15 protein-coding genes are annotated in these 15,372 nt (G+C 46.4%); 6 read left to right on the top strand and 9 right to left on the bottom strand.

Annotation, left to right across the window (positions count from 1 at the left end; translation table 11 throughout):
* Positions 1-146: 146 nt before the first annotated feature.
* Together QUA90_RS04430 and QUA90_RS04425 are read right to left on the bottom strand one after the other, a co-directional pair.
* Positions 147-1,415: a transposase gene (locus tag QUA90_RS04430; protein WP_333444023.1), complete on the bottom strand. Its 1,269-nt coding sequence runs from the start codon at positions 1,413-1,415 to the stop codon at positions 147-149.
* A gap of 281 nt (positions 1,416-1,696) precedes the next feature.
* The gene (locus QUA90_RS04425) at positions 1,697-2,059 is read right to left on the bottom strand and encodes a hypothetical protein (RefSeq protein ID WP_333444021.1); all 363 of its coding nucleotides are present in this window, start codon (positions 2,057-2,059) and stop codon (positions 1,697-1,699) included.
* Between the two features lie 347 nt (positions 2,060-2,406).
* Here QUA90_RS04425 and deoC point away from each other — a divergent pair, with 347 nt between their 5' ends.
* The 4 genes from deoC to QUA90_RS04405 all read left to right on the top strand — a co-directional run bounded on the left by deoC (position 2,407) and on the right by QUA90_RS04405 (position 7,241).
* The gene (gene deoC / locus QUA90_RS04420) at positions 2,407-3,087 is read left to right on the top strand and encodes a deoxyribose-phosphate aldolase (RefSeq protein WP_333332505.1); all 681 of its coding nucleotides are present in this window, start codon (positions 2,407-2,409) and stop codon (positions 3,085-3,087) included.
* Between the two features lie 220 nt (positions 3,088-3,307).
* Positions 3,308-4,183, top strand: a complete 876-nt coding sequence (recO, locus tag QUA90_RS04415) for a DNA repair protein RecO (RefSeq protein WP_333444019.1) — start codon at positions 3,308-3,310, stop codon at positions 4,181-4,183.
* A 232-nt stretch (positions 4,184-4,415) separates the two neighbouring features.
* Positions 4,416-5,987 (top strand): MFS transporter, encoded by a 1,572-nt coding sequence (locus tag QUA90_RS04410; protein WP_333444017.1) that lies wholly within the window; start codon positions 4,416-4,418, stop codon positions 5,985-5,987.
* A gap of 27 nt (positions 5,988-6,014) precedes the next feature.
* On the top strand, positions 6,015-7,241 hold the full coding sequence (locus tag QUA90_RS04405; RefSeq protein ID WP_333332495.1) for a glycosyltransferase family 4 protein: 1,227 nt from the start codon (positions 6,015-6,017) through the stop codon (positions 7,239-7,241).
* Between the two features lie 209 nt (positions 7,242-7,450).
* On the opposite strand, the gene QUA90_RS04400 is transcribed toward QUA90_RS04405, so the two are convergent.
* From QUA90_RS04400 to QUA90_RS04390, 3 genes are read right to left on the bottom strand one after another with little or no spacing between them, the layout of a single operon-like run.
* Entirely contained in the window at positions 7,451-9,130 is a 1,680-nt protein-coding gene (locus tag QUA90_RS04400) for a phosphatidylglycerol lysyltransferase domain-containing protein (protein WP_333444015.1), read from the bottom strand.
* Between the two features lie 11 nt (positions 9,131-9,141).
* Positions 9,142-10,062: an alpha/beta hydrolase-fold protein gene (locus QUA90_RS04395; RefSeq protein ID WP_333444013.1), complete on the bottom strand. Its 921-nt coding sequence runs from the start codon at positions 10,060-10,062 to the stop codon at positions 9,142-9,144.
* 4 nt (positions 10,063-10,066) lie between these two features.
* Positions 10,067-10,219: a hypothetical protein gene (locus QUA90_RS04390; protein ID WP_333086190.1), complete on the bottom strand. Its 153-nt coding sequence runs from the start codon at positions 10,217-10,219 to the stop codon at positions 10,067-10,069.
* Positions 10,220-10,238: 19 nt separating this feature from the next.
* Between QUA90_RS04390 and QUA90_RS04385 the strand changes: the two genes are divergently transcribed.
* Entirely contained in the window at positions 10,239-10,667 is a 429-nt protein-coding gene (locus QUA90_RS04385; protein WP_333444011.1) for an NUDIX hydrolase, read from the top strand.
* Between the two features lie 157 nt (positions 10,668-10,824).
* Positions 10,825-11,742: an NAD(P)H-dependent glycerol-3-phosphate dehydrogenase gene (locus tag QUA90_RS04380; RefSeq protein ID WP_333444147.1), complete on the top strand. Its 918-nt coding sequence runs from the start codon at positions 10,825-10,827 to the stop codon at positions 11,740-11,742.
* Between the two features lie 270 nt (positions 11,743-12,012).
* Here QUA90_RS04380 and QUA90_RS04375 read toward each other — a convergent pair whose 3' ends face one another.
* From QUA90_RS04375 to QUA90_RS04360, 4 genes are all read right to left on the bottom strand, one after another.
* The gene (locus tag QUA90_RS04375) at positions 12,013-12,243 is read right to left on the bottom strand and encodes a hypothetical protein (protein WP_333332758.1); all 231 of its coding nucleotides are present in this window, start codon (positions 12,241-12,243) and stop codon (positions 12,013-12,015) included.
* Positions 12,244-12,325: 82 nt separating this feature from the next.
* Positions 12,326-12,631: a small RNA NsiR4-regulated ssr1528 family protein gene (locus QUA90_RS04370; protein WP_242719419.1), complete on the bottom strand. Its 306-nt coding sequence runs from the start codon at positions 12,629-12,631 to the stop codon at positions 12,326-12,328.
* A gap of 286 nt (positions 12,632-12,917) precedes the next feature.
* On the bottom strand, positions 12,918-13,901 hold the full coding sequence (locus QUA90_RS04365) for a threo-3-hydroxy-L-aspartate ammonia-lyase (protein WP_333444009.1): 984 nt from the start codon (positions 13,899-13,901) through the stop codon (positions 12,918-12,920).
* Positions 13,902-14,655: 754 nt separating this feature from the next.
* The coding region (locus tag QUA90_RS04360; RefSeq protein WP_333444007.1) for a calcium-binding protein at positions 14,656-15,372 on the bottom strand (717 nt) is incomplete at its 5' end.

The following is a 15,372-nucleotide window of genomic DNA, read 5'->3' as shown; positions in this document are numbered from 1 at the left end:
CGCCCGTACACACTGCCCGTAACAACCTCAACAATTTGCGGTCAAAACTAACTATTTTCCTCTAGTAAAAAGCTCTTTTACCTAACCGCACTCATCGTTTTTTAGAGCTGCTGCGAATCTTAACTCTGCTTGACATCTCCCCAGCCCTAAAGGGACGGGGATTCATAAGACCATAATTTAAGTCTTACAGGTGCTGACAAGTCACCTCTACCAACTCCACTAAGATCAATTCCAAGTATTGTTGCTACTTTCCGACCAATATTTGCACAGCCATTGCAGTCTGCATTAATTAGCCACCCCTTCGCTGTCCGATATAATCCACGTTTTACTCTTGTTCCAGAAGCTTTCCACCACTCGGGTTTTTCGCCGACTTTAGGCAGTTCGTCACCATCGAGAAATGAAGTTTTTGAAGTATATGATTCTTCGGTTTCGACGAATTTGATTCCGTACTGTTCGCACAGTTGAGCTATTCTATCTTTTAACCTACTCGTGGGAATCTGAACAAATTTTTGATTGGTCTTTGTACCCATATTTATCAAATCTTTCTGATTCGTGTTCCATCCAAATATGACTGTACCTATCTGGGATGATACACAATGATTGATGACTTTACGAGCAGCTTTATTAACTGCATCCCGCATTGTTCTATTTCTGTTTTCGGTCAGCCGTTCCAGTCTTTTCGACCAGAATCCATTATCTTTTCCCGACATCAAGGTTGCCACTCGTTTGTTATAGCCTTGGTTGATGGACTTGAGATGCCTTCCGTCTACGATGAATGAAGTTCCAATATTGCTAACACAAGTTATCCAGTTGTCCATCCCATGATCTATCATCAATACAGAATCAACGGTAACAGAGGATTGGACAGCTTCTTTTTGGTAAACCAATTCCAGATAGAAACATCCATTTCTAGGCAAGAGCCTATACTCTCGAATAGAAGAATGTTCTAAGTTAGATGGCATGGTTAGATAGAACGCATCTATGCCAAACCAAGCTTTAATTTGCTTCCCTAAAGGAAATCGTAACATTCCATCTTTTAATTTGACCGATCTACCTGTAAATGTCACCAGCGCTAATCCGCCTTGTCTGTATCCAGGAAGTCTTGGATGTTGCGTCACTGTCCCTTCTTTAACTCCAGCCAGTAAGCCTACATAGGAATTGAAAGATTCAGCCACGCTACTCAATATCTGCTGTGCGGTATCTGAATAAAAAGCTTTGTAATGAATGTTCCGATTGTCCGTTCCTAGAACTTTATGCAGCTTGGCTTTACTCGGTATCCTTCCCGTTTTGAAGAATAGTTGTCGGGCATAATAAGTTCCACAATTAATTAACTTTGAGGCTTCACTGCACAAAAACTCTAAGATTGCTTTCAAGTCTTTGTCTGGACTAATTAGATTTTGCTGGCATCCATACACTCTGTTTTCCTCCTGGGTTTATATTAGCATAGTATTCTTGATTAAAGATTCAAGTATGCCTACAAAACCACCAATCAAAAAATATGGTCGGCGGTTGAAACCGCTACCGACTTCCTCCCCATGTCTAAAGCCAGGGGCTTCCGTCTCGTTCTTCGGTGAATCACGCAACTCTTACCACCGCATCCCGAATTAGGTTTGCAGTTACACAAAGAGTCCTAGGGCGCCCCAAGTCTAACTGCAAATCTCCTAGTGCTAATAGCTTCTACTTCTGCTTGCCCAATTTAAGCAACCACAACTGCTGTTTTAGCATTCTCACTCAACAGCAACTGACCTGTTGCATCAATACTAAAATCTTTCCCCAGCACAAAACCCTGGCCCATCAACCGCTGGCAAACAACCAGCGCAGTAATTCGGCGAATTTCTTCCATCACGTCAGCAGGAATCAAATAACTCAAACTCCAGATCACGGACTCGCAGTCATACCAAATCAAACGCTCAATACTGACAATCATCAAAGCAGCTACACTGTCAACAGACAGCCGCCCTCTGAGATCCGCAATCAAATCTTTACCAATTAAGCTATTGCGAGTCATCATCGCTCTAGCCATCTTCCCAATTTCTTGTTCGAGTTCTAAATGATTCATGCTTGGCACTGGCTTTTATTTTTTTAAAGCACTAATCAGAGTAAAAATAGTAGCCGCTACCAGGCTCTGCCCTAGCGTAGCTGACGCAGGCTCTACCGCAACTCTTTTAACAAAGTATACCTAAAGAAAGATCTAAAATGTATCTAAAGACAGATACAAAAATATATTTTATTAAAAAAATTAGGTTTCCTAATCCCCACAACAGTTTTTACGAGAAGTAATTTGAGTATTTATGCTCGATGGGGCAGGGAGTCAAGTCGATCACTTTTAGATTTTAGATTTTAGATTTTAGATTGGTAAATTCGATACATACTTAATAAAGTAGTTACTTCGGAGAAAAAACAGCAATGGCTGCAAACCAGGCAGACATCGATATTGCCCCCTTGATCGACTACGGCCTGATCGACCCCACTGCTACGCCAGAGCAAGTAGAACACTGTTGCCAACAAGCAGAGAGATTTGGCTTTGTCACAGTTTGCGTGTATCCCGCCTACGTCAGACAAGCAGTTGAGCTGCTGCACGGCAAACGTCCCAAAGTCTGTACAGTTATAGGTTTTCCCACCGGTGCTTCGACTTCAACGGTGAAAGTTTACGAAGCTCTAGAAGCAGCAGATAATGGAGCCGTAGAGTTAGATGTCTCTGTTAACTTAGGATTGTTGAAAGCTGGAAGAATCGACGAATTCCACCGGGAATTAGCCCAAATTTGCGAAGAAACCAATCTCACCATCAAAGCAATTATCGAAAGTTCGCTCCTTTCGGATGCCGAAAAACAATTAGCGGCTGAGATTTGTATGGAAGCCGGCGTCGCCTACATCAAAACCAACACTGGCTTTTTTGGCCCGGCGAAAGTTGACGATGTGCGACTGCTGAAGGAAGTTACGAAGGGAAGGATCGGGATTAAAGCGGCGGGCGGAATTCGTACTCATGAACAAGCTCTAGATTTGGTAGTAGCTGGGGCAACTCGTTTGGGGACTTCTCGCGGGCCTGAATTACTTCGCCAGCGGGATAATTTAGATAAAAGTCATTAGACAGTTGTCAGTTGACAGTGGGCAATTGTCATTAGTCATTAACTGGTTCCAAGCCTCGGCCTGGGAATCCATATTTAGAGGCTCTGCCTCGGCTGGGATTAGGAGGCAGAGCCTCTGGATCTGCGTTACCAGGCAGAGCTTGGTAACGAGTATCTAATAAAAGTTCTGCGTCGCGGACTGTTTTTGCTACTGTCCTTGTAAATCTAAAATCTAAAATCGAGTGACTCGAACTTACAAAGCAACTGGAATCAATCTTAAGAGTGCGCCGATGGGCGAATCCGATCGAGTGCTGACAGTTTTGACGCGGGAATTCGGCTTAATTCGAGCCGTAGCACCGGGTGTTCGCAAACAACGATCGACCATTGGCGGTAGAAGCGAATTATTTGTTGTCAACGAATTGCTAATTGCCAAAGGCCGATCGCTCGACAAAATTACCCAAGCCGACACGGTACAATCCCATCCGGGTTTGAGCCGCAACCTCGGAAAACTCTCCGCGGCGCAATATCTGGCCGAATTAGCGATCGCCAGCGCCCTTTCCGATGAGCCCCAAGAAGAACTTTTTTGGTTGCTGGGCGAACATTTGAGCCGTTTAGAGCGTTTGTCCGATCGCACAGAAATCCAATCCGCCGCCGTGCTTGTCGCCCACCTCAGCCACGGCATTTTTCACCTGCTAGCCTTAGCCGGCCTCGCGCCCCAAGTCCAAGTTTGCTGCGCCACCAGACAGCCGCTGATCCCAAATTTCACCGATCCGAACTGGCAAACCGGGTTTAGTATACCCTCTGGGGGAACCTTCAGCTTGTCCGAGCTAGCTAACCTAGAGGCAGAACTCTCTTCAGAAATCGGTAGCTTGTACAAATCCGCTTCCCGTTCCCGGCAAACAAATGGCAGCAAACACTTGACAAATTTCGAGATTAATGCTAAGGAATTAGCAGCGCTGCAACAGTTGGCTAGTCCAGAACTAGGAGAGGGGATTGCCGATCGAACAACTTGGGTATCAGTAGAAAATATTTTGCGACAATATGCCCAGTATCATTTAGGTTGCACGATTCGGTCGGGAAGCTCGATCGACACCTACCTAGAGAGTTTTGAGTTTTAAATTTTGAGTGTGGATTTAAATAGGTGAAGGGGCGATCGCACATCGCACCTCCAGCCGGGGGGATACCCGAACCTGTAGGCAATTTCAGGTAAATTCTCAAGGTTGTTGCGACATCAGATAATAGATAGAGATAAAGTTACGAGATTATTAATAAACTTAGGGGTTAACCACCTCAAATTCAAATTCCCATCCCCCCAACCTCAACCACCCCAGGCTATCCACCCCAAATTCTATGATGCGACTGTCTGATTCTGATTTGACAATATCTGTTTTAGCCGTAACCCACCACAAGATGGAAGAACGAGAAAATTTTCCAGAGTTTGACTCTTATCCCGTCTCCGCCGATCGACAATGGAGCAACGTCCCAGACCCAGAAATGGATAAATACCCCACAACTCCAGCACCAGACTGGAACAAGGGCAATAGCCCACAGCCCGAAGCAATCCCCCCGGTTCCCACACCAGAGCCAGCAGCAGAACTCTCCGAAGCAGTAGCCGAAATTCCCGAAAAACAAACGGGATTTCTGCCAGTGCTCAAAAACCCAAATTTTCTAGCATTGTGGAGTGGGCAAGTTTTCTCCCAACTAGCAGATAAAGTTTATCTCGTACTGACGATCGCCCTCGTAGCCAGCCGCTTTCAAGCGCCAGATCAAACCATCAGCAGGTGGGTATCGGCAATCATGATCGCCTTTACCATTCCCGCAGTGCTGTTCGGGGCCGCTGCAGGGGTGTATGTCGATCGCTGGTCGAAAAAAGCAGTGCTCGTCGCCACAAACCTGCTGCGGGGAGCCTTTGTGTTAACCTTGCCCGTGCTGCTGTGGCTCTCTGACGGGTGGGAACTTGGTCAACTGCCGCTCGGATTCTGCTTGCTGCTGCTAGTAACATTCCTAGTCTCGACTCTAACTCAATTTTTCGCCCCAGCAGAACAGTCAGTGATTCCCCTAATTGTGGAACGCCGCCACCTGCTATCAGCAAACTCCCTCTACACCACAACCATGATGGGGTCGGTGATTATTGGCTTCGCAGTCGGAGAACCCTTACTAGCTTTAGCCGACACCCTATTTTCCAACCTCGGCGGCGGACTCGGCATCGGCAAAGAATTAGTAGTAGGGGGAAGTTACGCCTTCGCCGGAGTGCTCTTGCTGTCGATGCAAACAGGCGAAAAAAACGAAGTCGAACACGAACCGCCGCACCCCTTAGCAGATTTGCGAGATGGGCTGCGTTACATCAACGATCAACCCAAAGTCCGCAATGCTTTAATTCAACTAATTATTCTATTTTCCATTTTTGCAGCCTTGGCAGTTCTAGCAGTTCGGCTGGCAGAAATCCTCCCCGGTATGAAAGCATCACAATTTGGCTTTTTGCTGGCGGCGGTGGGCGTTGGCATGGCTGCTGGGGCGACGACAGTCGGCTATCTCGGCCATAAATTTTCTCACTCTCAACTGAGTTTAATCGGCTCGATTGGCATGGCACTTGCTCTGATGGGCCTTTCTGCATTTACACACCATTTGTGGCTATCGGTGCTGTTCATTACCCTGTTGGGTTTATTTGCCTCATTGGTGGGAGTGCCGATGCAGACTACAATTCAAGCAGAAACTCCAGAAGAAATGCGGGGAAAAGTCTTCGGGCTGCAAAACAATGCCACTAATATCGCTTTGAGTTTACCGTTGGCTTTGGCCGGGGTAGCCGAAACATTTCTGGGTTTGCCGACAGTATTTTTGGCTTTAGCAGGATTAGCGATGGCTGGGGGTGTCTTAACCTGGTATATTTTCCGTAGCAGTAATAGCAAAGTCGATCGAATCTAAATAAATAACAAACTCTGATTTACTGGAATGCACATCGCTTGGCTAGGAAAAAAATCACCTTTTTGCGGTAACGTCACTTACTCCAGGGAAGTCACCAACGCACTATTAGACCGGGGATACCAGGTTAGTTTCCTGCACTTTGCCCAAGAGGCGGACTCACTGGACAGGAACAATACGGGGTGGAGCATGGCAAATGGTTCATGGGGAAAAGGAATTACTCAAACCTCATATACCACTTCGCTCTCGTCCGCCAGTTGCAACGAAGTCTCTTTACCCTGTCACTACAAATCGCAAATTTATACGATTCCCACTCTCAAGTCCCGCACAGTGCTGATGAAATCTCTGCGGCGGCTCAAACCCGATGTGGTTCACGCTTCCCTGACGCTTTCGCCTCTAGACTTTCTGCTGCCAGAAATTTGCCAAGAATTGAATTTGCCTCTGGTGGCGACTTTTCACCCGCCGTTCGATCGCAAATTGCGGAATTTGACATCAGGCACCCAACACCTGATGTATCAACTGTACGCTCCGTTTTTGGCGAACTACGACTCGACGATCGTATTTTCTCAGATTCAGCGGGATATATTGGTGAAGTTGGGAGTGCCACAGGAACGGGTGGCTGTGATTCCCAACGGCGTGGATGCTGTTAAATATTCTCCAGGGCCTTCGGGGTTGAAGTCGGAATTAAAGGCCGATCGAATTTTTGTTTACCAAGGCCGCATTGCCCAGGAGAAAAATGTCGAGTCGATGCTCAAGGCCTGGAAACACTGTAATTTTGGCCCTGGGAACGTATTGGCGATCGTAGGCGACGGGCCCCTAGCCGCCTCGCTGCAACTGTTTTACGGCGAAGATGATGGCATTGTGTGGCTCGGATTTGTTGCCGAGGAGGAACGCCGGATCGAAATTCTGCGGGGTGCAGACGTATTTATTTTGCCTTCTTTGGTGGAGGGACTGTCGCTGTCGCTGCTGGAAGCGATGGCCTGCGGTTTAGCTTGTTTGGCAACCGATGCCGGTGCTGACGGCGAGGCCTTGGAGGAAGGCGCGGGGATAGTTTTGAATACTCAGCGGGTACGAAGTCAGTTGCAAACCTTGCTGCCGCTGTTTTGCGATCATCCTGAGTTGGGAATGCTGCTTGGTCAAAAAGCACGCCAACGGGCGATGGAGCGATACACTCTCAGTCAGAATATTACTGAGTTGGAAAAGCTGTACTCAGAGGTTTTGCAAAAGCAGCGCGTACTAATTCGGGGTTTAGCATGAATGTTTTGATTGCTCGTTCCCAGGCTAGAGCCTGGGAACGCAGATCCGGAGGCTCTGCCTCCTCCTTTGCCCCAAGCCAGGCTCTTTTACTCGTTACCAGGCTGGAGCCTGGGAACCAGTTAAGGCAGAGCCTGGGAACCAGTTAACGGCACCTTTCGGCAAACGCCTGGGAACCAGTCATTCCTCCCCAATCTAAAATCCAAAATCGCTTACCCTCCCGGCCGCAAATAATCCAAAAGTCGATCGCCCGAATCGGCCCGAATCAAAGCAACCACAACATCCGGCAAACTTCCCAAACTCGGATAAACAAAATAACGCGGTTCCCACCGCGGCCCAAACTTATCTTTAAAACTGTGCAATCCCTTAAAATTATAAAACTTGCTCAAGTGTTCCGAAAGATAAATTAAAACCTTTTCCAACCGCCCACATTTCTCAGATTCTCCCACTCCCGCCAAAGCAGACAAACCCAAATCAAATTCTTGATATCCCAATTCTTGACAATGCTGCAACATCGAAGCAAACAAACACTCCATCGTGCCATTTTCCACCTCAGTGCGACGCCGCATTAAATCAACTCCAACTACCCCATCTCCCGCCGATATCATATTAGCAAAAGCACTAATTCTACCGTCGGGAGTGTGGAGTGCTACGGCGCGAGTTTCCCGCAAATATGCCTCGTCAAACCAACCCACCGAAAACTTTTTTTCCGCACCCTGAACTATTTGCAGCCACTCGTCGCTCACAAGTTTCATTTGCCGTATCAATTCGGAACTTAAAGGAGGTTCGTAAAATTCAATTTGATAACCAGCTTTTGTAAGTCGGTTGATAGCAGTTCTCAAGTTTTGATTGCTCTTGCCTTTGAGAGTAAAAGTTTTGAGATTGACAATAGCTTCTTCGCCAATTTGCACCACTCGAAAACCGAGAGTAGAATACATTTCTAGCTCCTGGGGCAAAGTTTGATAAAATGCTGGATACCAATCATTGCGATAGCAAAATTCTTGAAACCCTAGAATTGCTTCTTTGCGGTCTTCAACAGGCCCGATGGGGTCTCCCAAAGCGATCGCACCTCTACCTTTCGGCACGTAGGCGATCGTACTTTTTCCCGAAGGACTAAAATAATAAGATTTATCCTGAAGCAACGCCAGTCTTGCTAGGGTTGTCCGCCCATATTTTGCTACAACTTCTTGAGCTTTATTCCGTTCCGAAATACTTGCCGAATTTCGCAGCAGCACCGGCCGCAGAAGCATTAAAAGTGCGTAACCAAGCGTTACCGTACCTACAGCATAAATCGAATCCGCAAAAAAGTTAGCAAACCGAGTTTGCGGAACCAACCCCGCATTGTCCGCCGTAAAAAACATGGCAACAGTTTGGAATATAGCATCGTCCCAATCGAAATTAACCGCTTGTCCGTTAACTTGAAAACCCCCATCCAGAATATAAAAACCCGCCGTCCCGTAAGCCAGCGTAAACAGCAAAGCCCCCAGCAAAACCCGGATTCCTTGAGCAATTGAAGGGCGATCGGATTTAGCCGTAAACGTCTGTCGCATCACCAACAACTGAAACAGCAGCACCCCAGAAAGCAAGCTTTCTTCAACATCCAATCCCTTGACTAAATGAATTACAATAGAAACGATTAACAATCCCACCGTCAGCAACCAAGCAATCCGCTTGCGCCGCAACAAATTAGTGGCCAGAGTTAGCAGCATAAAGCCGATAACTGCTGCAAAAAAATGGCCGCCTGCACGCACGGGAAAAGGAAAAAACGGCTCCAACCAATTTCGGCGATCGGGTAAACTGGGAGTTACAGCAGACAGCAAGTTAATAACTCCTACCAATCCGGTTAAAAATGATGCAGTCCAGAGTCCAATCCTAGTTTTTTGGGGTAACACTGTTGACCTTTCTAATTTTTCTGTGTTGCCAGTGATATTTTAAACTGTTTTCCAACATAGCTCAAAGAATCGGCTAAATGCTTGTGCCAATAATTCCAACCGACATCCGGGCCAACAATCCCGTGTCCTCCGGGAAATTTGTTAAACTCGTTGGCTATACCCAAACTGTTTAATTGCTCGTGAAACTGTTGAGTGGAAATCAGAAATTGTTCGTCTGCTTCCCCCGCATCCAAATAAGCGCGCAACTGCTGTTTATCTTTAACAGGGAGTTTTTCCACTAAATATTTAGGACTGTTAGCCTTGCCGCTTTGATCTGTAAAATAACCGCTGTGGCTGAACAGAATATTAAAATTATTCAAGTAGCGCAAACCGATATTAAAAGCTCCCCAACCCCCGGAAGATTGTCCTCCCATTGCCCAGAATTTGGGGTCTTCCAGCGTTCTGTAGCGCGATTTTACGATGGACACTAACTCGGAGCCGATCGCACTTCCCACCTTACCGTTGGGCCCGTCAAAATACTGCGGGTCCCACAAAGGACTCGTACCCCGCTTGTCGTTCCCGTCAGGAGTAATTACAATTGATGGCGGCAATCTTTTGCTTTTATATAAATCGTGAAGCACAGAAGTAACAGCGGCTTTGTCCTGATAAGCGCGCGCGTCTCCGTGCCCGCCGTGCAGCAAAAAAATCACTGGATAGCGCTGTTTGAGATTATTTGCGTACCCAGGCGGCAAAATTAAGCCATAGGTGCGCTCTGAATTCATAGCTGCACTTTTATATGTTTTGAGTTCAAAATTTAAGTTGGCATCTACTACTACTTTCGGAGGGTCTAACTGAGGTGCCCCGGCAATAAAAACGTACCAGTATCCAGTCGCACCGAGGAGGATGATTGTACCCGTACCGATACCTAAAACTTTTCCCAGCCACTTAGGCATACTTTCAATCTCTCTTTTTGGTCGGCGATCGCAATCCGTACATTATATGCAAGTATATTGTAGAACTGTAGGTGAGGTCGATCGCACATTGTGCAGCATTCTCAGTAACGGGCAAGATGCCGGTTCCACAGTTAAACTGCAACGATACATTATTCAATTCTTTAATCTAAAATGGTATGACTTATCGAAATCCCGCTCCTACAGTTGATATTATCATCGAATTAGCCGATCGCCCCCATCGGCCGATCATACTCATCGAACGCCGCAATATTCCCTACGGCTGGGCAATTCCCGGCGGTTTTGTCGATTACGGGGAAGCGGTAGAAACGGCGGCAAAACGCGAAGCTTTAGAAGAAACAAGTTTGAATGTAGAATTAATTGAGCAGTTTTACGTTTATTCTGACCCAAATCGCGACGCCCGCGAACACACTATCAGTATTGTATTCTTGGCTTCTGCAACGGGCGAACCTCAAGCCGCCGATGATGCTAAAAGTTTACAATTTTTTGAATCTTGGCAGATTCCCCATCAATTATGTTTCGATCACGATCGCATTTTGCGCGATTATTGGCGTTACCGTCATTATGGATTGCGTCCGCGTTTGTAGGAGGGGAGTTTTTGTTTCGTTCATCTCACATATTGCACCAATGTCAGGAACAGGCAAGATGCCTGTTCCACAAAAAAAACTCAATGTTCTTGTGGAACGGGCTTCTAGCCCGTTAAGCGAGAATGTTGCAGCATCTGAGTTCATTAAACTAAATTCTATGGCAATCTTGACAATATTAGGCGGAGGTGCTTGGGGTTCGGCCTTGGCAAATCTGGGAGGCAAAAAAGGCGATCGAGTTAATTTGTGGTCGCGCCGCAGTTCTGTTAATCTAGAGTCTGTGATAACGGGTGCGGATGTTGTTGTTTCGGCAGTTTCGATGAAAGGAGTGGGAGCAACAGTCGATCGACTGCTTGCATTAGACTTAAGCCCCAGTACAATTATAGTTACCGTCACCAAAGGTTTAGACCCCGCCAGTACGCGCACTCCATCTCAAATTTGGCAAAATGCGTTTCCTAATAATTCAATTGTGGTACTTTCTGGCCCTAATCTTTCCGAGGAAATTCAGCAGGGATTGCCGGCTGCAACGGTAGCGGCGAGTTCGGATTTAGCAGCGGCCAAGCAAGTGCAAAATATTTACAGTTCCGATATTTTTCGGGTTTATGTGAATGAAGACCCGCTGGGGACTGAGTTAGGTGGAACTTTGAAAAATGTATTTGCGATCGCCGCTGGTGTTTGCGACGGTTTACAATTAGGAACTAATGCTAAATCTGCTTTGCTGACTCGCGCTTTACCGGAAATGATTCGGGTGGGAGTTCGTTTGGGAGCTCGCGCCGAAACTTTTTACGGTTTGTCTGGTTTGGGAGATTTGCTCGCTACTTGCAACAGTCCTTTATCGCGCAATTATCGGGTTGGTTTCGGATTGGCTGAAGGCAAATCTTTAGAGCAAATTTTGCAGGAATTGCAGAGCACTGCTGAGGGTGTTAATACTACTAATGTGTTGATTGATTTGGCTAATCAACGCGGCATTGAAGTTCCTGTTTCTCGTCAAGTTTATCGCTTATTAAATAGTGAAATTACTGCCGAGCAAGCTGTTTTATCGTTGATGGAACGAGCTTTGAAACCTGAGATTTTATAGCCTGTACCACTAGATAGGTAAGGAATTAAGCAAAGCCTAATTCCCTACCCCTAGCTGAAGTTTCAAGAAGTGGTGTCACCAGTTGCTAGTTATGAATTAAGAGTTCTCAGAAACATTGGTTGAGCGGTCAGATTGATGTTTCCATCGCTCGGTAGATACAGAGTTTAAGGAATTGAAGATGAGTTGTCAATCCCAAACTCTTTACTGATCGCTGCTACTACTTAAGTCATAACTTATAACTGATAGCTTGCAGAGCTAGTTGCACCAGCTTTACATCTTGCCGTGCTGCATTACCTGTTGAAGGTGCTGCCGAATTTCCTGCGCGTGCTCCATGTCAGCTTGCTGCAATTTTTGAAACAGTTCAGCACAAGGCTGAGAACCCATTTCCTGAGCATCTTTCATGTAAGTTTCGTAGGCTTTCAAAGCTTCAGACTTGTTGTGCAAAACTGTTAACAAATCGTACTCGAGGTTGCTGATGACTGTACTACCGTTAGTGCTCATAAACTTACCCTCTGCTAGGATTTGTGCCAATTTTGACCGATCCGGGGATGACTGTTCATCTATCTAGAAGGGTAGATAATTTTTACTTTCCACCGTAATAAAACGCAACTTCTTTATCTTTCAGCGGTGCGAAGTCAGCAGCAACGAGCATTTTATCGAGCTCGTTTTGAGGCAGATGTTTGACACCGATTCGGACAATGCGCGATCGCATGGTATTTGACACGCCACTGCGCTGTCTGTCGGCTTCTAATCCCATCACTTGCTTGTAGAGGTCTAATTTTGCTTGCGGAATCGGAGTACCGTCAAAGTCGATTCCAGAGGCGATCGCAACATCGATCGCATCTGCACCAGTTGTAGATTGAGCCGCTGAGTTTGTTTCTGAAGACATTGTGCTATTAAATCGAAGTTTGTTGTGGAAGCATTTTATCAGATCACCTTTTACTTTGGTCAAATTTGTCAATATTAATATTTTGCGTTTGCATGAATATTTGACGTTTGCCAGAAAGTCCGCCGGGGTTTTAACCCCCGTCTCACAGAGCAAGTCCACTGAAGTGGACTAAAGATAAAAATAAAAAATGCTTTCCAGTCGTTTTTTGAGGACTCTTGCTATTAGACACTGGTTTAAACTCCTGGCGGACTTTCGGACTGACAAACTAACAAAGTGGCGGACTTAATTACACAGAAAAAAACCGATAGATTTCGCTCAAATCTACATTGCCACCACTGACAATCACGCCAATCCTCGCATTTTCAGCCTGCACCACACCTGACAACAAAGCCGCCGCTGCTAACACTCCCGTCGGTTCAACAACTATCTTCATGCGTTCCCACATAAAAAACATTGTCTGGCGAATTGCGTCTTCGGAAACTGTTGCCATATCATCAACGTAATGCAGCACCAAAGGAAAGGTTAATTTTCCTAAAGATGGCGTGCGCGCACCATCAGCAATCGTATCCGGGTTAGTAACAGTTTGTAGCATTTTCGTGCGGAACGATCGCGCCGCATCGTCTGCTTGCTCAGGTTCTACCCCGATTACTTTACACTGCGGAGACAAAGTTTTTGCGGAGATCGCGCATCCCGACAGCAAACCCCCGCCGCCACAGCAAACCAGCAGCAAATCCAACTCCCCAACTTCTGCGATTAATTCCAGCGCCGCCGTACCTTGTCCCGCAATCACCCACGGATGATCGTAAGGAGGAATAATTGTTAAGTGTCGTTCTGCGCCAATTTTAGCGGTTAAGTCTTCGCGGGAAACTTGAGTGCGATCGTACAAAATAATCTCTGCACCGTAGCCGCGAGTCGCCTCTTGCTTGACTTTGGGCGCATCTGCCGGCATAACAACAGTAGCAGGAATTTGTAATAACTGAGCGGAAAGGGCGATCGCCTGCGCGTGATTTCCCGAAGAAAAAGTCAGCACTCCCCGCTGTTTTTCGGCTTCAGATAGCTGCATCAAAGCATTGCAAGCACCCCGAAATTTAAACGAACCCGTGCGCTGAAAGTTCTCGCACTTGAAAAATACCCGAGAATTTGTGCGTTTGTTGAAAGTTTCCGAAGTCAGCACCGGCGTCTTGAAAGCTTTGCCCTGCAATCGATTTGCCGCCGCCTCCACATCGGCGAAACTGACTGACAAGGAATTTTGGGCAAAGTCGGCACTCATAGATTTTAGATTTGGGCGATCGAGGACTCTATTTGTAGGGGGGCATTGCCCGCTTCACTTCTACCATTAAACTATAAATTTTTATCATAAGCTTATTAATAATTATCATTAGCGGTTGCGGTTAATGGTTAAAAAAGCTGTTGACTAAAACCAAAGTTATGACCATTTACTATCAAAAAGTAAAGGGGCATTTGTACTTGCACAGGAGAAGGATTAATGAATACAAATTTAACCATCACCCGATTAATTGTAGGGAAACGCCACGGCGCAGTGTCCTTATTTTTCGTAATATCTGAAATGTTGCACCATTCTCACTAAGCTTTTTATGAACAGGCTTTCCGGCCTGTTCCACAAAGAGTGAATTTTCTTGTGGAACAGGCCGGAAAGCCTGTTAAGCGAGAATGGTGCAAGATCTTTGGCATCGGAATTATTCATCTCTCTCTTCCCTTTCTCTTTATCCTCTGTGTCCTCTGCGGTTTAATCATTCCGATACAACCGGAATCGACATAACGGGTAAAATAAACCGGATTGGATGGTGAAATTGCCCTCGCGAGTGCGATCGACTCCTACCACCGACAACAACGCAAAAGAGGACACGGCGATGCCATTTCCCTACCCAAAAAATAGCGACTAAATTGTTTAACAATTACAAAAAAAAGGACACAGTATTACTATGTCCTTACCTCTGTATTGTAGGGACACAGCCATGCTGTGTCCCTAACCGTACCGATATCCCAATTAGGATTCTTGCCGTTTAGAACAAGAACAATTCAGAATTACCGGTCGGTCCCAAATTGACATCGACAGTGGCAAACAAACTGTTACCACCAACCGTAGAACCGTTGCTATCGTAATACAGTTTAGTAGACAAACCGTCGTAGATAGCCATGATGGACGGCCCGGTTAAAGTTGCTTCAAACACAGTTACATCAGACACTGTGCTGCTGTAAGCGTAGAAACTCGAAGCCAAAGGCCCAGATCCGGTCGTAAACGCTGCAAACCCAGTGCTGTCGAGGTTAATTACATCATCAGCAATGCTGTAATTGGTAATTACATCCCCGCCGCCAGCAGTAGTTCCGCTGAACACAAACACATCCAAACCAGCACCGCCGTTGAGAACATTGGTTCCCACACCACCTATTAAAGTGTCATTCCCGATGCCGCCGTTGAGAGTATCGCTACCGCCACCGCCGAAGAGGCTGTCATTACCATCGTCGCCGGAAATGCTGTCGTTACCCAAACCGCCGTCGAAAATGTCCGCACCGCTGCCGCCGCTGAAGATGTCAGCAAACTCAGTACCAGTGACGCTGTTAGCACTCGCATCTCCGGTAAATAAGACAGGAGAGGTGAAGTTGTAACCGCCAGCACCAGAACCGAAATTGTTAAAGGCGGTTGGGAAAGTGTTCCCAGCAGCACTTAAATCGGCAACGCTACCTGAGCTAGTAGTAGTACCACTGGCAGAAGGTGCGAT

This window comes from Microcoleus sp. D3_18_C4 (assembly GCF_036702355.1).
In the GTDB taxonomy this organism is placed as follows: domain Bacteria; phylum Cyanobacteriota; class Cyanobacteriia; order Cyanobacteriales; family Microcoleaceae; genus Microcoleus.
The sequence above is the reverse complement of the archived record's forward strand: the minus strand, read 5'-3'. Positions and strand labels throughout refer to the sequence as shown.